The sequence below is a fragment of the Lysinibacillus fusiformis genome (genome assembly GCF_003049525.1).
GTDB lineage: Bacteria > Bacillota > Bacilli > Bacillales_A > Planococcaceae > Lysinibacillus > Lysinibacillus fusiformis.
Genome location: NZ_PYWL01000016.1, coordinates 45,388 through 67,302 on the forward strand (window position 1 = coordinate 45,388; position 21,915 = coordinate 67,302).

Here is a 21,915-nt window from a genome sequence, read left to right on the forward strand (position 1 = left end):
CAAGACAGGCGATCGTTTGTTCGAATTGTTAAAGCGCAACTATAATAGGCAATCACTATCCTTTATCGAAGCAACACACATGGTACTGAAATCAACTTGATTGATGACTAGTTTTATAGAAAATAGGGTAGTAGTACTGTATCCATGCCTTTCTAAAAAACATGAATTTGGAATCTGGTTGATTATAACTATTTTCTGGTATAGACGATTCCTCTATAATTAAAGTTAAATCTTAGCAATTTACAGACATGGAAAGACATCAAGGGCGGTGTAGAATAATGAAAAAATTTTTACCTTATGTTTATGCTTTTTGCTTGACGTTTTTACTAGGCTTAATGGTGGGGCAGCTGTCAGCAAGTGCTGAAGGATCAGTGAAGATTCAAAAGATCAATAAAGATGCGGTTATTTACGAGGAGCCATCCACAAATAGCGCGGAAATCGGTGAAGTTGCGAAAGGGAGCTTCCTCAAAGTGACACAAGCAAGTAAAGGGTGGACACATATTCAAACGCCAGAGCTGGCAGGCTATGTAACATCTGACGTTTTAGTGAAGGTAAAGTCGGAGGGCTACTTAGTTATTCAGAAGGGTGGCACAACTTTATTTACGGCACCAAGTCAAAATGCTCAGCATATTGGTCAACTATATGAAGGACGCATGGTCTATGTCTATGGCACAGCACCTGGTGGTTGGTCTTTCGTCCAATATGGAGAGGATATAGGCTATGTAGCAACAATTGCACTAAAGAAACCTGTACCAATAAAGAAACAAATTAATGCTCCAAACGGTGCTGAGTTACGCTTGACGGCTAGTCCAAATGGAGAAGTTCTAGGAACAATTGCTAATAAGATGACTGTGCAGCATTACATAACGCTGGCTGGCTGGGCTTATGTAGAAGCGGGCGAACAAAAAGGGTATGTCAAAGCTTCTGAATTAGCCAATATCCAGCTTACTAATAATAAAGTTTATAATAAAGGGGTGTCAGCACCAAAGGGTTCAAAAAAACGAGTAGCTTTAACCTTTGATGATGGACCAGATGCCAAAGTAACACCACAAATTTTAGCTACATTACAAAAATACGATGCAAAGGCAACATTTTTTATGGTAGGGAAAAATGTTTCAAAAAATGCTACAATCGTCAAGCAAATCTATGACGCTGGGCATGAAATTGGCAATCATACATCCAACCATAAAAAATTAACTGCATTATCCATCGCTGGTGTCAAACAAGAAGTAAATGGCACAAGCAATGCCATCTATGCAGCAATTGGTCAGTATCCGACTGTTTTCCGTCCACCATATGGGGCGACAAATGATCAAGTTCGTTCGGTAATGACAATTCCATCGATCTTATGGTCAATTGATACGCTTGATTGGAAGCATCATAATCCAGATAAAATTTTAGCGTATGTGAAAGCATCTGTAAAAGACGGCAGTATTATTTTAATGCATGATATCCATCAAACGACTGCCAATGGTTTAGATAATGTCCTTCTCTACTTACAAAAGCAAGGCTATGAATTTGTTACGGTTAGTGAGATTTTACAATAATATACGACCTAAAATCTAAGTCTGATATTTTGCTGACTTAGATTTTTTCCGATGAAATCCTTTCTGTGAACCTTGTATACAATAGGGGCGACGCGCAGCTAGTTATTTCAGCTGTAATAACTTTTAGAGTCGAGTTTACGTGAAGTGGAATAATCATAGAAAAAGCCGTACTAGTCTTTTAGAGACCAAAGTACGGCTTGTTTTTATTTAAATAAATTAATAGTTGTAATAATAATAGGAATACCAAACACGTCAATTAAAAAGGCGCCTACAATTGGTACAACGAGAAAGGCTTTTTTAGAAGGACCAAAGCGTTGGACAACGGCTGACATATTGGCCATGGCATTCGGTGTTGCTCCTAGACCATGTCCTGCGAAACCAGCAACCATCACGGCCGCATCATAGTTTTTGCCGAGTAATTTAAACAAGACGAAAGTGCTAAATACAACAATAAAGAATACTTGCGCAAAGACGATGATAAATAATGGAAGCGCTAAATCTGCAATTTCCCATAATTTAATACTCATTAGAGCCATTGAAAGGAAAACACCTAATGTTACATCTCCAATTAATGAGATACTCTTCATATTGATTGCTTCTGGTTTAAATTTATCCATAATATTGCGGACTAGGACAGCTACAAACATAGCTCCTACATAGCCTGGCAGAACGAAGCCTGTCGCTTCTGAGAATAATGTTCCAACATAGGTACCCACAGCCATACAGAAAGTAATTAATAAGACTTGTGTAAAGAATGAATCAGATGTAATTTGTTCATGTTTATTTTCATATTCGATTTCTTCAGCTTCTTGTTCATTGGGTGTTAAATTGTATTTACCAACTAAATATTTAACGATTGGCCCACCAATTAAACCACCAGCTACTAAACCACAAGTTGCAGCCGCAGCACCGATTGTCATTGCTGAGGAAATACCCAAATCTTCTAATGTTTGTCCAAATGCTGCTGCAGCACCATGGCCGCCTTCCATGGACACGGCACCGGCCATCATACCGATCAGAGGATGAATCCCCATCAGTGACGCAAGAGAAACTCCAATAACATTTTGCATGAGGGCAAGGAAGCCACATGCTAGCCAATAAATAATAAGTAATTTTCCGCCCAGCTTAACTAGCTTAAAGCTTGCTCCTAAGCCGATAGTTGTGAAAAACGTAATCATAAATAAACTTTGTAATGATGTATCCAGTGATATTTCTAAAGTTCCTGTAGTCTTTAAAATGGTCGCAAGTGCAGCAAACAGCAAGCCACCGACCACTGGTGCTGGAATACAAAAACGTTTTAAGAATCCAATTTTATTAATGAGAAAGCCACCTAATGCAAAGAGTGCAACGGCTAGAAACACCGTTGTAATTTGATTAATTTCGATCATGAACCTTGCCCCCCAAGTAAGTTGTTTAGTGCTTCATAGACAAAATAAGCACCTAATTTCACCGTACGTCCGTTTTCGTCTAATGACGGATTAACCTCACAAATATCAAAAGAGTGTGTATGTGGATGCGAAGTTACCTTTTGAAGAATTGTACGCACAGTTGTCGGTTCAAGTCCAAACGGTGAAGGTGCACTTACGCCTGGTGCCGATGCTGCATTTAATACATCCATACATAATGTTAAAAGCACATAATCGTGTTGATCCATATAATTTTGTAAATCATCCAATAATGGTTGAAGATTGACCGATGATGTCATGTCATCTTCTACTACATACTTCACTTGTAGCTCATCCGCTTTTTCGAACAGCTCTTTTGTATTGCCATAGCGTTGTATGCCAACAACAAAATAATCGACATATGGGTCTTGCTCTAAAATTTGACGGAACATTGTACCCGAAGAAGGCTGCTCGTCATATGGTCGTAAATCAAAATGAGCATCGATATTGATAATGCCGATTTTCGCTTCCTTTGGTAATGCCGCACGAACACCTAAATAATGACCATACAGTGTTTCGTGACCACCACCGAGCACGACACATTGTAATTTCTTTTGTAGGAGGGTGCTAACAACATCACCAAGCTCTCGCTGTGCCTCCTCTAGGGCGTGATTGAGACAAATAATGTTCCCTACATCAATGATTTGTTGCTCCTTCTCAAACGTCCACGGTAAACTAGATAATCCTTCACGTAGTGCGTTTGGTCCACTTGCTGCTCCTACTCGACCTTGATTTCGACGTACACCCTCATCGCAAATAAAGCCAATCATTGCAGCACTTTTCTTATCTGAAGCGCTTACATCATTAATCGCGATTCGTTTTACTTGTTGATGTAAACGGAAACTGCTTTTATTGGTTGTTGAGTCTATACGGCCTTTCCATTGTTTTTGATCTGTCATTGTGTACATAATCTTATCATCCCCATTGCAAATATTATTGTAGAAAAAATATTGTTGTAATTCATTATATATTCACATAATTATATTTACTAATATATAATTAATATTAATCTATAGCTTTAAACTATAAATGAGGGAGGATCACCGTATTGGATATTAAACAATTACAATATTTTATTGCTGTTTCAGAGCATATGAATTTCTCAAAAGCCGCAGAAAGACTGCATATTTCGCAGCCTTCCTTAAGCAATGCCATCAAAAAATTAGAACATGAGATTGGCACTCCCTTGTTAGACAGAAATACTAGAAATCTGCAGTTAACGGAAGCTGGTGAGGTGCTATTTGAACGTGCAAAAGTTATTGTGAAAAATATGGAAGTGTTAAAAATAGAAATGGATGAAGTCGTTGTACATGGCACGAGTGAAATCACCATTGGTGTGATGGAATCAATCAAGCATTGGCTTCCTAAAGTAATTGCTAACTATAAAAAAGACTATCCGCAAATGATGATCCATTTAGTAGATATTTTAGGCAGTAAACGTGTAAAAAAATCCTTGAAAAGCTATAAAACCCATTTAATTATTACCAATCAGCTAATGGATGATCCTGAGCTTGAAGTTAAGACCTTATATGAGGAACGTTTAGTAGCTGTTTTACCCCTCCATCATCCGTTAGCAAAGAAAGAGACTTTATCGATTTCAGACATTAGTGCAGAGCCTTTTATTATAAGTACAGAGGGGTTTCAAACAAGACGTGATATTTTGAATACTTTTGAACAAGCAGGGAAGAGCATTGATATTCAATTTGAAATTGAACGTTTTGAAACGGCTGTATCACTTGTAAGAGAAAATTTAGGGATAACCATCTTACCAGAAAACTATTTACAAGGTCCGACAGCTAAAACCATTGTTAAAAAGGAAATTGAAGGAGCGAATCTATGTCGGAATGTTTATTTGGTGTACTTAAAAAATCGCCATTTACCATTTGCTATCCGTCAATTACTGAAAGATGTGCTGCAATTTTTCGAAACGAAACCAATGTAAACTAATCCAATTGCTATATACATGAAATTTTCCTTTTAATTAGAAAATTCATGAAATGGAATTGATTTACTAGAAAAATAGCGGTAACATTTAATGTAAGAATAAAAATGAACAATCATTCATTTTTTTCGGAGTTCAAGCAAAGGGGGTTTCTTCCAATGAATTTTTCCTATAGTGAAAAAGTTGTGAAGTTACAGGACAAGCTGACGAATTTTATGGAGCAATACATCTACCCGAATGAGGCCGTTTATGCTGCACAAATCGAGGCGATGGAGGATCGTTGGGGAGCGATTCCGCCCATTATGGATGAGTTAAAGCAGAAAGCGCAGGAAGCAGGCTTATGGAATTTATTTCTACCAGATAGTGAATACGGAGCGGGTTTAACAAATCTAGAATACGCTCCATTATGTGAAATTATGGGACGTTCACTTTTGGCACCAGAAGTGTTTAATTGTAATGCACCTGATACAGGTAATATGGAGGTACTAGTTCGCTATGGTTCCACACAGCAAAAGAAGCAATGGCTTGAACCGTTATTACGAGGGGAAATACGATCTTGCTTTGCGATGACTGAACCTGCAGTCGCGTCGAGTGATGCTACGAATATTGAGGCAAGTATTGAACGAGATGGCGATGAATATATTTTAAATGGTCATAAATGGTGGACAACTGGTGCTGGCGACCCGCGCTGTAAAGTAGCTATTTTCATGGGCAAACATAAAGATTCAACGGCGCCTATTCATGAGCAACAATCTATGATTCTTGTACCAATGGATACGCCAGGAGTAAAAGTGGAGCGCATGTTAACGGCTTTTGGCTATGATCATGCACCAGAGGGACATGGAGAGGTTATCTTTACGAATGTACGCGTACCTGTAGACAATATTTTATGGGGAGAGGGAAAAGGCTTTGCCATTGCCCAAGGTCGCTTAGGCCCAGGAAGAATTCATCATTGTATGCGTCTTATTGGCGCAGCTGAACGAGCATTAGAGGTAATGTGTGTACGGGTACAGGAGCGTCATGCGTTTCATCGACCTCTAGCAGATCAAGGTGTGATGCGTGAACGTATTGCCGAGTCACGTATTGATATTGAGCAAGCAAGACTTTTAACATTAAAGGCTGCTTATATGATGGACACGGTTGGCAATAAAGAGGCAAAAGCAGAAATTGCAATGATTAAGGTAGTTGCGCCAAATATGGCACTGAGAGTTATAGACAGAGCGATTCAAGCATTTGGAGCTGCTGGTGTAGGGCCTGATACAACACTTGCTGCACAGTGGGCAAATTCTCGAACATTGCGTTTAGCAGATGGGCCAGATGAAGTACATCGTAATACAGTTGCCAAGCTGGAATTAAAAAAGCACGCGAAAAAACATAAGGAGCTGGTGAAATGACTGTAATGGAGTTATTTAGCTTACAGGGGAAAACAGCCATTGTGACAGGTGGGGGACGTGGACTCGGAGCACAAATTGCCCAAGGCTTTGCCGAGGCTGGAGCCAATGTTGTCTTATGCTCGCGAAAAGTGGAGGCATGTGAGGAGGTTGCTACAGCTCTTGAAAAATTAGGGGTTCAAACATTAGCGTTAGCCTGTGATGTGACAAAACCAGAGAATATTGCCAATGTTGTGGCGCAAACGATGACTACGTTCGGTAAAATTGATATTTTAGTCAATAACAGTGGGGCCTCATGGGGAACACCTGCTATCGATATGCCGTATGAAGCATGGCAAAAAGTATTTGATGTCAATGTGAATGGAACATTCCTAATGAGCCAAGCCGTCGGCAAAATCATGTTAGAGCAGAAAAGCGGGAAAATTATTAATATTGCTTCTATCGCAGGGCTTGGTGGTACACTACCTGCATTTATGGATACCATTGCCTATAATGCCAGCAAAGGGGCTGTTATAACATTAACGAAGGATTTAGCCGTCAAATGGGGACCTCATGGTGTCCATGTCAATGCCATTGCCCCTGGGTTTTTTCCAACCAAAATGTCCAATGTATTAATTGAACGTGGTCAAGATTATTTGATGGGCGCTACACCATTAAAACGACTTGGCTCCGAAAATGATTTAAAGGGTGTGGCGTTATTTCTAGCATCGGCAGCATCAGATTATGTGACAGGTGATGTCATTGTTGTTGATGGGGGCATGAGCTCCATTATTTAAAGGAGGGATAAGATGGATACAATGCAAGTAAGAGCAAGTGAACGACTAGATGTAGTCAAATTGCGCGCATTTTTAGAAAGCCATTTTTCTGAACTACCGCAGGGGCAATTGGAAATTTCACAATTTAGTGCTGGTCATTCCAATTTAACATATTGCTTGAAAATAGCTGAGTTTGAAGTGGTCCTTCGTAGACCGCCACTTGGCCCAGTTGCTAAGAAGGCCCATGATATGAAGAGAGAGTTTACCATTTTATCGGCCTTGCATCCATTTTTACCTGTGGTTCCAAAACCTTATGTTTATGTGGAGGACCTAGACATTATTGGCAGTGATTTCTTTTTAATGGAGCGAAAAAAAGGCATCGTCCTCGATACCTATTTTCCAAAAGGAATAAAACCGACGGAGGAACTGGCCCGTCAGCTGTCTGAAAAGATGGTTGACTCATTAGTAGCACTCCATGCAATTCCTTATGAGGACACGCCGTTACAGGACATGGTGAAGCCTGACGGATTTATGGAACGACAGGTACATGGTTGGATCGAGCGCTATGATAAGGCTAAAACAGCCGAGTATGCTGAAGTAAAAGCTCTAACAGATTGGTTAAAAAAACATATTCCTCATAATGAGGAGGCAACCATTATTCACTATGACTATAAATTGAATAATGCTATGTTTTCTGAGGACTACTCCGAAATGATTGGTTTATTTGATTGGGAAATGACCACAGTAGGGGATCCACTTGCTGATGTAGGTGTCGCAATGAGTTACTGGCTGCAAGCGGATGATCCAAAAATGCTATTACATGCACTAGGCGACCCACCTGTTACGGTATTGCCAGGATTTTATACCCGTCAGCAATTTATGGAACGCTATGCTGAAAAAAGTGGGCGAGATATTTCAGACATTCAATATTATTGTACATTTGCCTATTTCAAATTAGCAGTCATTTGTCAGCAAATCTATTATCGTTATGCCAAAGGGCAAACCCAGGATGATCGCTTTGCTCAAATGGATAAAATGGTCGCTGCCTTAATAAAACAAGCTTCAGCTTCTATTTAACCGTTTAAAAAACAGTTACTTTTCATTGAAGTAGCTGTTTTTTTATAATCCTATAACAGATTATCCGACATTATATAATAGTATTATTTAATGCCACTCGCACAAAGATTATTCAAATGACTCAACTACCACACGTAAAAGAATTAAGAGAGATGGAATGTATGTTCTTATTTTATCATAGATTCTATCTTTTTGCTAAAACTGAAAACAATAACGATTTATTGTTTTTCGATAAAAAAATATTGACTTAAGATGTGATGGGTATTATTATAGCTATAGGAAATCAGACGATATGCTTGGAAATGGATCACATACAATAGACAAATTATATGGAGGAAACGATGATGAAGAAATATTTATTAGCAACAATACCTATGATGATAGGTGTTTTATGTTTATTTATAAAAGGAATTATTGGTGATGAGGTACTAGCAAATGGAGTAATTGTGGAGAAGAACTTCTTTTTAATCCCATTGAGCTATTTATTTTTCTTTAGTGGCATACTAACATTGATCTTTTTTTCTATGCTAAAAAAACAAAATATCGCAAAATAACGCAAAAAACAGGCTTTTCATAGAAGCCTGTTTTTTTGTTAAGACCATGTTTGATCGAGCTTGTCACTGTAATAATGAATAGCTTTTTTGTAATCTTTAATGCCCTGATGGTTGGTTGTGATGACTAAAGTATTCAATAATGTTTCCATAGATTTTGCATGTTCACCAAGATTATAAAGTGTCATGGCATAAAAAACCTTTACATGCTCGGCTTCAGGAAATTCGTGTATAGCTTGTTCCAATGTCCGTTTTGCTTGTTCGTACAGCCCCAATGTCCGATACGTGCTCCCTAAACCTAGATAGGCATCCACTAGAATAGCTGGCTCCAATCCTAATTGAATGGCTTTTTCATAGTGGGGAACAGCTTCTTTTTCTTGTCCTAAAGAATCGTAGGTCCAGGCACATTGAAATTGATAGTAAGCATTTCCAGGTTCTTCTTTGACCAATGCCACCATTAATTGGTTGGCTTCCTTAAGCTGGCCACTTTCTCTTAATATTAGAACTTGCTCTAATTGTTTATCCATTGATTAAACCCCTTGTTTGTAATGTTTCGCATCATATGGGTAACCATTCAAAAAAAATTCTTACAGCTGCTAGAAAGATTCTTATTGAGTTGAAATACCTTCAAACGTTCTAATAAACTTTCTTTCATTTCCTCCCACCCTTTTTTAGATGCTTCCCTTATTATATAATCAATAATTTGCTAGAAACCAGTAGTAATGGTATTGTTTGTGTAAAAGTAAATCCATGAGGTGAATAGAATGCTAGAGCGTTCGATGGAAAAGACACGGGAATGCAAAGAGGAAAGGGAGTGATAGATTAATAAGAAAAGAGGATAAAAAATGACAAGAGACCAAAAGATTATTTGTGACGGATTTGAATTGCACTATTGTATAAAGGGACAAGGTGAGCCTATTTTAGTCATAGGAAGCAGTGTGTATTACCCGCGATTGTTCTCAGAAAACCTTTCCCAGCATTTTAAGCTTATTTTTTTAGATCATCGTGGATTTGTGAAGCCTCCTCGTCCTTTAAAACAAGAGGATTATACTTTAGAGAAAATTGTCGACGATATTGAACAAGCTCGACGATTGTTAAAGTTGGAACATTTCATTATTTTAGGGCACTCAGGGCATGCATTTATGGCGATGGCGTATGCTAACACATACCCTCAGCATGTTCGGAAGGTGATTCTATTAAATACAGCTACAACAAATAGCCAAGAAAGACAACAGCAAAGTCTGTCCTTTTTTGATGCGAATGCCAGTGTCGCGCGAAAAAAACAATTTGAACAAGAGATTGCTTTCTTAGCGCAAGATTTAAAGAAGGAACCTGAACGATGTTTTGTTCATATGTGTATTCGTATGGGTGCACATAGTTTCTATGATTATTCGTTTAATGCTACAGCTATGTGGGAAGGTGTTTATACGAATATGGAAGTCATAGATTATCTGTGGGGGAGAGCTTTCGCTGAGCAGGATCTTTTACCACTAACTCGATCTTTCCCTAAACCAGTTTTTGTTGGACTAGGTAGGTATGATTTTTTAGTTGCCCCTGTTTCATTATGGGCGGCAGCAGAGGATGCTTCTCAGGTTAAGAAAGTTATATTTGAAAAAAGTGGTCATAACCCTATGTTTGAAGAGCCAGAGTCATTTGATGAACAGCTCATTAATTGGATAAACGAAGGATAATTTTATAAAAATTAGAGCAGTAGTTGGTAACATGTATATGTTATCATACTGCTCTTTTTTTCATAAAGAAATAGGAAGGGGGTAGCCGTTAACGGTGAAAAACTTTCGCCCTATGGTTAGATAGGGGAGTCCGATCATTCGTTGTACACATGCTGATCACCAGAAATCTAAGTAGGTGGAAGATCATTATTAAACACCTACAACAGGCTACTTTCAAAAGAGAAGAGCCCATGCACTAGCTTGCCGTATTAGTTTTGCTTATAGCATTCACTTGCTGGCAGTCAATAATAACGGGTCTAGCCATGTCATCGATTTGAAGGAAATAGGCACAGCAGCTATGTGGATCGAGATAGATAAAGTAAATTCCGCAAAAACAATGGCCATCAGAAAGATAGACATCTACTAATGTCCCTGGGTCAAAACATTCTAACTGACTACAAATACAGCCTTCACATTGTTTTTTATCTTTATTTCTTACGTGGCTCTCAGACTGTTTATTCCCATCCTGAGAACTATTATAATACTTGATGCGATATGAATCTTCTTCTGCCATATCATCCGTGCCATAATAGTAACCTGTGCAATAGTTCTTCGAGTCACAATAGCATTTAGAAAATTTATGATAATTATTTAAATTTCTATCCAATCGTGTTAAATATCGATTTTCATCCATTTTTGAAACGCTCCTTTATGGTTTGAATGTTAATTTTAGCGCTAGTCTTCTATTTCTAATCTATGTAAAGGAGCTTTCTTGAGTTGGTATTCTGTCCATCTACTTGTCATATAAAAGAAAAAGCTAGACTCCTAAATAGAGTCTAGTCTTTTGAATGAGTTACATAATCTTCTTTCAGTAATCCATATATTTCTAAATCAACAACGCCTTTGCCGGACCATGATGTTGCTTGTCGTAATAAACCTTCTTTTATAAAGCCATTCTTTAGTAGTACTTTTTTCGAGGGCTCATTTAATGGCATGACTTCAGCTTGAATTCGATTCACCTGAACCTCCTCTAATAAATAGTTCACGACCATTTCAACGGCCTTCGTAGCAATGCCCTTTCCCCAAAAATCTTCCGCTAAGTAATATCCAATTGTCACCATATTTACTTTTTGATTAAAGTCCATAGCCTCAATAATACCCACTAATTTCTCGCTTTGGGACGCTTCAAAAATACCCCATTTTATTCTACTTTTCTTCTTAAAGTCTCTTTCAAAATGCTCAATCATTTTTTGTACGGTTTGATAGTTGTGTTTTGGGATAATACCACAAAACTCGAAAACCTTTGTATTATCATAAATGGCAAACAACTCTTCTACATGAGATACTTCTATTTTCTTTAATAGTAGACTAGTCGTATGTAGCAGAGGAAATTGAGTAAAAACCTTTTCAATCATCATTTTTTGGCTTCCTTTCTTAACCTTTAATGGGAATGTAAATTTTCATTTTCATATTATGTGGATAGATAGATTGCATAACATCTGTTATTTCAAAATCAGGACCCCTATCTCTTTCGTAATTAGAGTTAGGCAACCATACCCCGTAAATGTAACGTCTTGTATTCTGTATACCTTCTGCACTACTATTCAAGATAAATTCAGCATATTGACCAGCAGGTAATTCTACATGGATAAACCCTTGCTCAACACGCTCCTCAAATACTTGGACTTCCTCTCCCACAACAAAAGAAAACTCACCATCCTCCTGAAAGTTTGTAGAGATTCCATAGGCCATATTAGGTGCTACTTTTTGTGTAATACGTTCATAATAGTGCTCGCGACCAAAATCATGATAAAAGCCTGAAATTTCAGCATAATACCTCTCATCTTGTAATGATGTTTGATAGGGATAGCCGGTGATTAACTTTTTTCCTACATGTACGATTGTTGGCTTTGGCATAGGGAGTTCACCATTCATTTTATAATCCAAAAAGTTTATTTTGTTTTGTAATGGTATAGAATTTGCACTCTTTCGGTACTTAGCCGGTGATAGCCCAAAGTATTGAACAAATGCCCTTGTAAAAGCTTCTTGAGAACCGTATTGAAAGTTAATCGCCACTTCAAGTATAGCTTGAGAAGTTGTTATTAATAGAACGGCCGCTTCAGAAAGCCTTCTATTACGAATATACTGCTGTACGGAAAATCCAGTTACCGCCTGAAACAGTCGCTGAAAATGGAAGGCTGAACAGTAAGATTGCGAAGAAATATCTATGATCGACATTTTTTCTTGTAAGTTATCCTCTATATATTCTATAGCGTTTTGTATTCTTTCAAAATAATTCATACGATCATCCTTTCTTATTCTCATCGTACCGTTTACATGGAAATATTTCTTGATAATTTATGCTAATTTGTACATTATAGTGGACTGAAAACGAAATCAATAGAAATATTGAAATGAATGACAAATATAGGTATAATTTATTTAAATTTACAAGAAAGCGAGTGATCCATAATGATAGTCAGCTCTAATTTTCCATTAAATAATATGAAGGTGTGGAAGAATTAAAAGGGATTTTTCTTCCGCAAATAATCGGAGGAGACAATATGTATAGTAATTATGGACCGTTATGTACGGAACTTTATGATTTAACAAAACCAGTAGGATATTCTATTGGTGGGGATATTGAATATTATAAGGAACGTTTACAGGGACTTACAGGTAAGGTGCTTGAGGCGGGTGTCGGCTCAGGGCGTTTCTATATTCCTTTCATGGAGAGTGGTTTTGATGTAGAAGGGATTGACAATTCTTCAGAAATGCTGGCGTCTTGTCGTAAACGATGTCACGATAGAGGACTTACACCAGTTCTTTATGAAGGCGATGTTTGTCATTTTACAGTAGATCAACAATATGACGCTATCATCATGCCGGCGGGATCTTTCTGTTTAATAGAAAATTATCAAGATGCCGTGTCAACTTTAACAAATATGTATCATCACCTTGCTCCAGGCGGACGCATTCTATTAGATTTAATCATACCGACAGACTGGAAAACTGGTGAAATTACTACAAGTTATCATGCAACCTCCGAAGATGAAGGAATCTCGATTGAGAGGAAATCGATTGCGATCAACTGGATGGAGCAGTATACTTTATCGGTTTTAAAATATGAAAAATGGCAGCGTGGTACATTGATGGATACAGAGCTACAAAAATTTTTATTACGCTGGTACGGTCTAGAGGAATTTAAACTGCTTTTACAAAGTATAGGCTTTTCGGATATCACATGCTCTGCTAATTACACATTTCAGCAACAGCCTGATGAAGATTCATCATTTATTACATTCGAAGCTTCACGTTAATTAGCAATGACCAGCACACTCAAGGAGTGTCTGGTCATTTTTGATTGTTTAATCTACTTTTAATTTTCTAGCTGTACCAATACCTTTTGTTTTCACATTCACCTCAATTTGCACCGGTAGATTAGGGTAAAGCGTGGCCCAATCTTTTTTGATACGTTTCCATGCTTGGTGGTCTTCACGATGAAGTACCTCACTAAACTTTAAAATATCAGCTTGATAGGTTTTTTGAATCGTGTGCAGTGTTTGTTCTAAATTTTCTTGAACTAATTTACTTGTTTCTTTATTAATAACATCAATCGTTTCTGGCTTTGTTATATCCACTGGACAACTTATTTCCGCTATATTTTGTTCAAGATCAACCTGAATATGGATGGAGGGTTTGTCATTTTTTATGCTGCCAGTAACTTTTGTAGAGGAATTTAAAACTTCTGCCGATATTTTCCCCTTTTCCGAACAAGGCACTTTTTGAACGGTCCCTTTTATATGGTTGTGTAAGAAATTGTAGTATTTGCTTTCTTCCTCTGTTAAGAAGCCTATAAGCTTATAGTTTTTAAAAACAGCAAGTCCACTGTATTTTAAATTGGCGGGGCTATCCATTTTTTCTATATTGGAGCTATTTTTTCCGGCATCTGCATCTCCAAGTATTTGAATGGAGGGCAGAACAGCACTATGATCAATACTCCCTAAAGACTCGATTAAATCGTCTAAAATCACTGATTCAGTTGTTCCCAATACATCCTCAGAGTCCTTTAAGGATTTTAACATTTTACTGGCAGGAATATCTTCTAATGGTGTTAAAATACTTAAAATATCTTGCGCTGTTGATTCATGAGCAACAATAATATTAAAATCGCTTCTTCCCTCAGGATCCCTTTGAAATAAATCTAATATACTATTCATACCATATTCAGCCATCTCTTCACCAATAATAATAACTTGAGCATGTGCATAATAAGGTTTCCTTGGTGTCAGTGTTGTTAATTTTCGGATAGCTTCAAATAAGGTTCTCCCTTTTGCGTGATAGGTAAAAACAGGGACTTGAAAGCTTGTTGAATTTTTCGGCGCAATTTGACTCGGGTTAACAATTTGAACAGAAATTTCTATGAATTCGTCCGTTTTATCGACTCCAACAGCTGTGACAATGGCTAATTCATTTAACTCCCGCTTATTCCAACACCCAGTTAACAACAAAACGACTAAAAGTAGGAGAAAAAATGACACCGCGTGTTTAATGATTGGCACCTCCTCTAGGAAAAGGGCAAAGACATTTCCGATACTAATTAGGATAAGCAAATAATAGGGAAACTAAACAAGAAGAGATGCAAGGGCGAAATTTTTTAGAGGACATTCAAGTTCATATATAGAAAAAGTATAGCAATCATTTTAAAAAGGAGGAAAAAGAGATGCAATCATTATTACATGGAGTAGAGGCCATTTTTATCCCGATAAAAGACCCTCAATTATCAGCCAAATGGTATGAGGAAAAGCTTGGATTTAAGCTTTTATATATAGAAGAAGACGCAGCGGTCATGAAAATAGCGGAACGTTCGGCTACGGTTGTATGCTTAGTAAAAACGGAAAATCATCAACCATTGCATTTTCCAGATAATCATTTTGGGGTAGGGAAATACTACAATTTTCTTTCTTCATCAATTGAAGAGACCTACCAATCACTAGTAGAGCAGCAAGTGAACGTAAATCCTATGGGAGGGGAAGGGCAAACAAGATTTTTCACCTTTTATGATCTAGATGGAAATCCTTTAGGGGTTTGCCAATCATAAGTGGGTCACTGTTATAAACAGTGACCCTAGTAACAAATCTAGGAGGTGTAAGGCTAATTAGCTTTACACTACTATTATATACATAATTCTTATATTGAAATAGTTAATTGCCTGGGAAATAGATAGAAAATTAAGAATTGTTTTAAAAGGAATGGATTATATCTTATTTTTTAACCATGTGCATATAATGGATCGTTTCAAAAGCTGATAGATAATCTGTTCGATGCTGGAAATAAAGCTGTTGAATTGTAGATGGAGATAGATGTTCATAAATAAGTAGATCTGATTGAGCTAACATCTTCTCCATTTCTTCATAACGATAGCACGATTTCATGGGTTCACCACCAGCGGCCGCCATATTCACCATATGATCTACTCTGTTAGAGATGCCCTTTTCACTAAATAACGATTCATCAGCATAGTCCAAGACAAGGGAACTACCTGCTGGAACTAGCGCAAACAGATGGTCTAATAAGCTAGCCAATTCTTCTTTCGTTAAATAATAGGAGACACCTAAGAGACTAAAAAATGTTTTCTTATACTGAAAGCCTTGATCCAAAAGAGGTTGACTATGAAATTGCTTCGTAAAATCCATCGCTACAAAATGTAAATTATTGATGCGGCTGAGTGACGCTTCTTGTAATTTTTGTTTTTTGAATGCTTGTGTGGTTGGGAAATCAACCTCAAATATTTCTAATACACGTTCTAAATGGGGGTGTCGATAAGCGAATGTATCCAAACCAGCACCCAAAATAACATATTGCTCAACGCCGAGCTGTATTTCGTTTTGTAAGACTCTTTCACAGTATGCGGCACGTGCCAAGGGAGTCGGCGCTAGTTGAACTTGCGTAATCCATTTTAATAATTTTCTCGAATTGCCTTTATATTTTTCGGCAATTTCCTTATTGAAAAATTCAATACCTTGCACCATATTGTCTTCAATGCTCTGAAATTCATCCTTAGAGATAAATTCCTGTGCTAGATAATCATCAAATATTTTCGGCGCATCAAATTGACTATGGTGGGCTCTGCTAAAGGCGGCTATTAATGAAGTTATACTAGATTCCTGCTTCTTCATCCGAACACTCCTTACAATAAAAAATAGGATTCCCCTGGCCAGGAGAATCCTATTATATAAGAAAATATTTTAAATGTAAATTATAGCATAAATAACTTTTTTTGTCAAGTTTTTATCTATAGTTAGCAATTTGAATGGTGATTTTTTAAATGGTAGAATAATATCTAATTAGGTATTACTTGTAAGTGGAGGTGGGCGCTATGAAAATATGGAAATTACTCATTTTACTTGTACTGATGTTTGAATTTGCCCTAATTGGTAGCGACAATATCTCTACAAAGTCATCGGATGAATTTGATGCAAGTAAACGAAAAGATTCCCAGCTACAGGAAAGAGTATTGGCAAGGACAAGCACTCAGGAAATGGACATGCTTCATAGACTTCCACTGAATTATCTAAATGCTACAACTGCAAATGGTGAATTTCATAACTCTTTTTACAGCAATCATTCTCCACAAGAATTTGATATTCACTATGATATAAAGAATAAGGGGACACAACCATTTAGCTTAAAAATTTATAATGCAGATGCCAAACTATGGGCTCAAAAAACCGTAAATGCAGGAGCAAAATATTCAACGATACTAGAAAAGGGTAGCTATACAATGTCAGAAGGGGTGTATAGCATTTCCATCATTACAGTTGATGGGGCAGAGGGTGTATTTGATTTTGCCATTCAAGTAATCGATTAAAATATTTTTAAATTTTATGTAACTTATTGCAACATCAACCGTCTACCTCATTAGTAGAATACAAAAAACTAAAGCAAGCTAGTAACATTCACTTTTCACAAAAAGACCAGGATTCACTTATTTCGTGACTTCCTGGTCTTTTTGTGCGGGTAATCCTATTTTTTACGAAAAAATAGGCCAAATAATGAAACCTTTTAGCTGTTTATTCGTATTCATAAATGAATCTAAAGCTAAGCAATATTAATTAGTAAGATTCACTTTCACTTAAAAGGCTAGAACTTACATAATTTATGTAGGTATCTAGTCTTTTTTGTTAGTTTCCTACTTGCAAAATAAATAGGACATGAGTAACTCCTATGCTCGAAAAAACATAAATTCCTACCAAAAATTGAATGGAAAATATTTTAACTTGTTCCACGCCTCAACTTAGCGTAGTATTAATACGAATCAAAACTAAGTAAATTAGTAAGATTCACTTTCACAATAAAACCAGGCGCTCTTCTATGAGGAGCATCTGGTTTTTTGTTTTATCTGAGATTTTCAGAGAATTAATTTATGGGACAATCTAGCCCTCTATTACCACTACTCAGTATTTGGCAGGCATCATGCAGCTGTAGCGATGCTGCCCCATTAAATATGAAGCAACGAAATGTGCTAATGTAATAGATATAATCACACGTATAAACGCTTATTTTTTCTCTGCCACTATCATTAAAAACATAGGTCTTCGTAGTTCATCTTGCATACCTGGAATAGTTTGTATCATTTCCTCAGATGGCATAGGTTCCTTCACAGCACGTATTGTAAATCCCACCTGTATTAGATCATTCATATAAGTGGATAATGTACGGTGATATTTAATGACATTTTCGGTAAGGAATGTTGTTTCGCGCATGCCTTCTGTTTGATAATGGTCCACTGGCCAATGCAGTCGGTTTCCTTGTTCATCATTGTACCAATCCTGTTCATGGCGGGATGTGAAAATAGGGTGCTCCACTGAAAATACGAACGATCCGCCAGGTTTTAAATAGGTATAAACCTTTTTGCATAGTGCTTCAAAGTTTTGTAAATAGTGAATAGCTAAGGAACTTAATACAACATCAAATTGAGAAGCGGAAAATTGAATGTCCTCAATCGGTATTTGCAAATAGGAAATAAAAGGATCATCCGTTTTTTCCTGAGCTTTTTCCAGCATTTTTTCAGATATATCCACACCAATCACTGATTTTGCCTGTTGTGCGCGCGCATATCGACAATGCCACCCGAAACCACATCCTAAATCAAGCACATGTTTATTTTTCAAATCAGGTAAAAGTGTTTTTAATACATGCCACTCTCCTGCGGCGTCCAGCCCTTGAACAGAACGTGGCATTTTTTCGTAAGCAGAAAAGAATTGCATATCATCATATTTATTTTGCTTCATCGTTTAAACATCTCCTATAATTAAGCTAGCCTCCTACATATCCTTGGTGATCTAGGAGGCTAGCTATCTTCTTCTAACCATGGTTTTCACCCCTATAATAGCTTTTCAAAACCATTCAAGAATACATAAAAAGTAAAGTACAAAAAGAGTAATCCTGAAATAAACGAAACTATTTGCATAAGCCTTTTCCCATTATTTTACCACCGATGCTACTTAAATATGAAAGGATTAGCCCCCAAAGGATTGAAACGGTGATAAATCCGAAGAAGAAGGGAGGTAAGCTTTTAGTTGCTGAATGTCCAATAGTTGTACTACCTACTATACTTCCACCAACCGTTGGGAATCAACGATTGCAGTCGTTGCTGAAACTACTAGCCAAACACCAGTAAAAAATAAGCCCATAATGATTTCTTTTCAATCGCTGCTCCATGACTCTAATTTTTTGCATGCAAACGTATCTCGGAAAGCTTGGAAGGTTAAAGGGCCAAGCATGATAGTACCGCCAATCCATAAAATGAATTGGAATATTGTACTAGATTGTACTAGAAAGGCTATTCCCAAAACCTATAGTACAGCGTACACCATGTCACCAACAGCACAACCTAAAGAAAAGATAAATGCAGGGTAAAAGCCTTTTGTCAGCCCTGTTCGAATTAAACTTAAATTTCCTGTTTCTAGTTCAAAAGCCAATTAAAAAAACAAAAATAAAAAGTTGTTGGGCTTTCATTTGTCATCTCACCCATCATAGAATTTTTTTATTCAAAAAAGGTTAGATAACTGTTAGTATTCGTTCAAGCAAATAGGGGGAATCGTTTTGTTAAAAACAGTACAAATTATTTTATCAATAATAGGCATCACGCTTTCCATTTACGGATTTATGACACATGATTATCGGCTAAACTTTTTAATGATCCTTTTTCTAGGTTTATTTATGTTAACATTAGGAATTAATGAATTTCGGAGAGAGAGAAAATTATATGGTTGGTTTTTAGTCGGGGTATTTATATTTTCGATCTATGTGTCCATTCAAAGCTTCGTATTCGTATAAAAAGTTGAATTTCGCACTTGATGATAGCTGTGGGATTTTTTTACAATTAAAAACATGTTGCAATTATGGATGTTTTATTTTAGTATTTTAATATTGTGTCAAAAATATAATATTTTTTCTTCTTATCAAGAGAGATGGAGGGACTGGCCCGATGAAATCTCGGCAGCGGAACTATTAAGTTACTGTGCCAAATCCAGCAAGCAATGTTCTTGATAGATAAGAGGAGCGTTTTAACTATAAGGGCTCTTCTTGTTATTTCAAGATGAGGCCTTTTTTATGGTGAAAAAATAAAAAATAGGGCTGATTTTTAATTTTTGGAGGTAGACAATGAAGAAAGAGAATCCATGGGCGCTAATCCCATTTGTTATTTTTATGATTTTATTTATTGGTTCAGGGATTATAATGGGTGATTTTTATGCCTTTCCTGTCATTGTAGCCATCAGCATTTCGGGTGCTGTAGCTCTAGCGATGAATCGAAAAGAATCGTTTTCCCGAAAGGTTGATATTTTTTGCCAAGGTGCCGGAAATTTAAATGTCATGCTGATGGTTATTATTTTTCTATTAGCAGGGGCATTTTCAGAGGTAGCGAAGGGAATGGGGGCTGTAGATTCCACTGTTAACTTTGCTTTATCGGTTATACCGCAAAACCTGGTTGTCGTAGGCTTATTCATCATTGCCTGTTTCATCTCTCTATCCATGGGCACATCAGTGGGGACGATTGTTGCGCTGGCGCCAATTGGAGTTGGAATAAGCGATCTTACGGAGCTACCTATTGCTTTAGTGATGGCAGCGGTTGTAGGCGGTTCGATGTTTGGTGATAATTTATCTTTTATTTCAGATACTACTATTACTGCAGTTCGTTCACAAGGCGCGCAAATGAAGGACAAATTTAAGGTCAATTTTTGGATTGTATTGCCGGCAGCTATTATCACAAGTATTATTTTAGGGTTTATGACATCCGGGGGGACAGCCCAAGTAGAGCATCTAAGCTATAATTGGATAAAAATTATTCCCTATGTTTTAGTTATTATTTTAGCGTTATCTGGAATGAATGTTTTCCTCGTTCTTGCATTAGGGATTGTTCTCGCCGGTGCTGTTGGCTTAGCAGATGGCAGCTATCACATAATGAGCCTTATACAAAAGATTGGTGAAGGAATGGAAGGGATGTATGAAATCGCCTTTCTGGCTATATTAATAGCTGGAATGGTGGAAGTTATTAAATTTAATGGGGGAATTGACTTTTTACTCCGTCTTGTAACGCGCAGGATTAAATCGCAGAAGGGTGCTGAATTTGGTATAGCTGGTCTTGTGGGTCTAACTAATTTATCTACGGCCAATAATACAATTGCTATTCTAATTGCCGGGCCACTTGCCAAAAATATTGCTGACCAGTATGAGATTGAGCCGAGAAAGTCCGCAAGTATTTTAGATATTTTCTCTTGTACAGTCCAAGGTCTTCTCCCATACGGAGCCCAATTTCTTGTAGCCGCAAGCGTAGCCAAAATTTCGCCAGTGAGTATCTTGCCGTACTCTTTCTACCCAATTCTTATTGGTATTTGTGGTATGATAGCGATATTCATTGGGTACCCGAAAATAAAGAAAGCCTAACTTTTACTACTGAAAATTAAACATGAACGACGAAAGTAGCTCAATCTAAATAAAGATCAGCAAGCTGGTTATTTCAGACTGTAGACAAAAGCCATCGAGTAGTTTGATATGCTCCCTATTAGGTAGACAGATTAAAAAATAAAATCTGTTTATTTAAAGGGAGCATTTTTTTGTGGTGAAGTTAATATCCACTCCAGATTGGAACGAAGGGCGAGGGTGCAGTTCGACCCCGCCCATGGAAAGCTGGAAATCAATCAACGGCTTTACTTTATTTTAAAGTTAATAAATTTCAATAAGAACCAGACAATAAACACTAATGGTATTAGGTAAAAAAATAATAGTAGAAAAATAGGGGAGTAGTCTACTTTTAGGGGATAGGGGGATAGTTCATTGCCCCTTACAGTCGAAAATAAAAGAGCCCAGTTGCTCTATTATGAACTGAACCCTATAAAGTAGACATTTTAATAAAAGACCATTTGCTACATTAAACAGCGATTAAATGACTTCGGTATGCTGCCGGAGTCATTTTTTTTAACGTCCATTGCTTTCTTGTATTGTTGTAGTGCTCCATATAATCATCTATCATA

The 21,915-nt window shown here is 37.2% G+C and carries 22 protein-coding genes and 1 riboswitch; of the genes, 12 read left to right on the forward strand and 10 right to left on the reverse strand.

Annotated features, from left to right (window positions below; translation table 11 throughout):
* The first annotated feature begins 278 nt into the window (after positions 1-278).
* On the forward strand, positions 279-1,547 hold the full coding sequence (locus C9J29_RS21625; RefSeq protein ID WP_090003299.1) for a polysaccharide deacetylase family protein: 1,269 nt from the start codon (positions 279-281) through the stop codon (positions 1,545-1,547).
* Between the two features lie 203 nt (positions 1,548-1,750).
* Here C9J29_RS21625 and gltS read toward each other — a convergent pair whose 3' ends face one another.
* Positions 1,751-2,935, reverse strand: coding sequence for a sodium/glutamate symporter (gene gltS, locus C9J29_RS21630; protein WP_008177195.1), 1,185 nt, complete (start codon positions 2,933-2,935; stop codon positions 1,751-1,753).
* The gene (gene hutG / locus C9J29_RS21635) at positions 2,932-3,900 is read right to left on the reverse strand and encodes a formimidoylglutamase (RefSeq protein WP_089987411.1); all 969 of its coding nucleotides are present in this window, start codon (positions 3,898-3,900) and stop codon (positions 2,932-2,934) included. Before hutG ends, gltS begins: the two co-directional genes overlap by 4 nt.
* A 140-nt stretch (positions 3,901-4,040) precedes the next feature.
* Here hutG and C9J29_RS21640 point away from each other — a divergent pair, with 140 nt between their 5' ends.
* From C9J29_RS21640 to C9J29_RS21660, 5 genes are all read left to right on the forward strand, one after another.
* A complete protein-coding gene (locus C9J29_RS21640) occupies positions 4,041-4,934 on the forward strand; it encodes a LysR family transcriptional regulator (protein ID WP_008177197.1) in 894 nt (297 codons plus the stop codon).
* 158 nt (positions 4,935-5,092) lie between these two features.
* Positions 5,093-6,328 (forward strand): acyl-CoA dehydrogenase family protein, encoded by a 1,236-nt coding sequence (locus tag C9J29_RS21645; RefSeq protein WP_107922745.1) that lies wholly within the window; start codon positions 5,093-5,095, stop codon positions 6,326-6,328.
* The gene (locus tag C9J29_RS21650) at positions 6,325-7,101 is read left to right on the forward strand and encodes an SDR family oxidoreductase (RefSeq protein WP_008177207.1); all 777 of its coding nucleotides are present in this window, start codon (positions 6,325-6,327) and stop codon (positions 7,099-7,101) included. The genes C9J29_RS21645 and C9J29_RS21650 overlap by 4 nt, the downstream gene beginning before the upstream one ends.
* A gap of 12 nt (positions 7,102-7,113) precedes the next feature.
* Positions 7,114-8,157 (forward strand): phosphotransferase family protein, encoded by a 1,044-nt coding sequence (locus C9J29_RS21655; protein ID WP_008177211.1) that lies wholly within the window; start codon positions 7,114-7,116, stop codon positions 8,155-8,157.
* A gap of 344 nt (positions 8,158-8,501) precedes the next feature.
* A complete protein-coding gene (locus C9J29_RS21660) occupies positions 8,502-8,711 on the forward strand; it encodes a DUF3955 domain-containing protein (protein WP_253734822.1) in 210 nt (69 codons plus the stop codon).
* A gap of 38 nt (positions 8,712-8,749) precedes the next feature.
* Here the strand turns inward: C9J29_RS21660 and C9J29_RS21665 are convergent, their stop codons facing one another.
* Entirely contained in the window at positions 8,750-9,235 is a 486-nt protein-coding gene (locus C9J29_RS21665) for a tetratricopeptide repeat protein (protein ID WP_008177214.1), read from the reverse strand.
* A gap of 318 nt (positions 9,236-9,553) precedes the next feature.
* On the opposite strand from C9J29_RS21665, the gene C9J29_RS21675 reads away from it, so the two are divergent.
* Positions 9,554-10,399, forward strand: a complete 846-nt coding sequence (locus C9J29_RS21675; RefSeq protein WP_107922746.1) for an alpha/beta fold hydrolase — start codon at positions 9,554-9,556, stop codon at positions 10,397-10,399.
* A 235-nt stretch (positions 10,400-10,634) separates the two neighbouring features.
* On the opposite strand, the gene C9J29_RS21680 is transcribed toward C9J29_RS21675, so the two are convergent.
* The 3 genes from C9J29_RS21680 to C9J29_RS21690 all read right to left on the reverse strand — a co-directional run bounded on the left by C9J29_RS21680 (position 10,635) and on the right by C9J29_RS21690 (position 12,679).
* On the reverse strand, positions 10,635-11,072 hold the full coding sequence (locus C9J29_RS21680) for a hypothetical protein (protein WP_043990272.1): 438 nt from the start codon (positions 11,070-11,072) through the stop codon (positions 10,635-10,637).
* 142 nt (positions 11,073-11,214) lie between these two features.
* On the reverse strand, positions 11,215-11,796 hold the full coding sequence (locus tag C9J29_RS21685) for a GNAT family N-acetyltransferase (protein ID WP_107922747.1): 582 nt from the start codon (positions 11,794-11,796) through the stop codon (positions 11,215-11,217).
* Positions 11,797-11,812: 16 nt separating this feature from the next.
* A complete protein-coding gene (locus tag C9J29_RS21690) occupies positions 11,813-12,679 on the reverse strand; it encodes an effector binding domain-containing protein (RefSeq protein WP_164908722.1) in 867 nt (288 codons plus the stop codon).
* Between the two features lie 263 nt (positions 12,680-12,942).
* Here C9J29_RS21690 and C9J29_RS21695 point away from each other — a divergent pair, with 263 nt between their 5' ends.
* Positions 12,943-13,698 carry a class I SAM-dependent methyltransferase gene (locus C9J29_RS21695; protein ID WP_090003350.1) on the forward strand — a complete coding sequence of 252 codons (756 nt, stop codon included), beginning with the start codon at positions 12,943-12,945 and terminating at the stop codon, positions 13,696-13,698.
* A 48-nt stretch (positions 13,699-13,746) separates the two neighbouring features.
* Here C9J29_RS21695 and C9J29_RS21700 read toward each other — a convergent pair whose 3' ends face one another.
* Positions 13,747-14,940 (reverse strand): Ger(x)C family spore germination protein, encoded by a 1,194-nt coding sequence (locus C9J29_RS21700; protein ID WP_052301731.1) that lies wholly within the window; start codon positions 14,938-14,940, stop codon positions 13,747-13,749.
* Positions 14,941-15,101: 161 nt separating this feature from the next.
* Here C9J29_RS21700 and C9J29_RS21705 point away from each other — a divergent pair, with 161 nt between their 5' ends.
* A complete protein-coding gene (locus tag C9J29_RS21705) occupies positions 15,102-15,479 on the forward strand; it encodes a VOC family protein (RefSeq protein WP_107922749.1) in 378 nt (125 codons plus the stop codon).
* A 163-nt stretch (positions 15,480-15,642) separates the two neighbouring features.
* Here C9J29_RS21705 and C9J29_RS21710 read toward each other — a convergent pair whose 3' ends face one another.
* On the reverse strand, positions 15,643-16,557 hold the full coding sequence (locus C9J29_RS21710) for a class I SAM-dependent methyltransferase (RefSeq protein WP_107922750.1): 915 nt from the start codon (positions 16,555-16,557) through the stop codon (positions 15,643-15,645).
* A gap of 200 nt (positions 16,558-16,757) precedes the next feature.
* Between C9J29_RS21710 and C9J29_RS21715 the strand changes: the two genes are divergently transcribed.
* The gene (locus tag C9J29_RS21715) at positions 16,758-17,249 is read left to right on the forward strand and encodes a hypothetical protein (RefSeq protein ID WP_107922751.1); all 492 of its coding nucleotides are present in this window, start codon (positions 16,758-16,760) and stop codon (positions 17,247-17,249) included.
* A gap of 688 nt (positions 17,250-17,937) precedes the next feature.
* On the opposite strand, the gene C9J29_RS21720 is transcribed toward C9J29_RS21715, so the two are convergent.
* Positions 17,938-18,672 carry a class I SAM-dependent methyltransferase gene (locus C9J29_RS21720; RefSeq protein ID WP_089986974.1) on the reverse strand — a complete coding sequence of 245 codons (735 nt, stop codon included), beginning with the start codon at positions 18,670-18,672 and terminating at the stop codon, positions 17,938-17,940.
* Positions 18,673-19,486: 814 nt separating this feature from the next.
* On the opposite strand from C9J29_RS21720, the gene C9J29_RS21730 reads away from it, so the two are divergent.
* Positions 19,487-19,720: a DUF3953 domain-containing protein gene (locus C9J29_RS21730; protein ID WP_089986976.1), complete on the forward strand. Its 234-nt coding sequence runs from the start codon at positions 19,487-19,489 to the stop codon at positions 19,718-19,720.
* A 119-nt stretch (positions 19,721-19,839) separates the two neighbouring features.
* Positions 19,840-19,943, forward strand: a riboswitch (SAM riboswitch).
* A gap of 104 nt (positions 19,944-20,047) precedes the next feature.
* Entirely contained in the window at positions 20,048-21,328 is a 1,281-nt protein-coding gene (locus C9J29_RS21735; protein ID WP_107922752.1) for a Na+/H+ antiporter NhaC family protein, read from the forward strand.
* A 484-nt stretch (positions 21,329-21,812) separates the two neighbouring features.
* Here C9J29_RS21735 and C9J29_RS21740 read toward each other — a convergent pair.
* On the reverse strand, positions 21,813-21,915 hold a 103-nt coding region (locus C9J29_RS21740), incomplete at its 5' end, for an IS3 family transposase (RefSeq protein WP_153062678.1).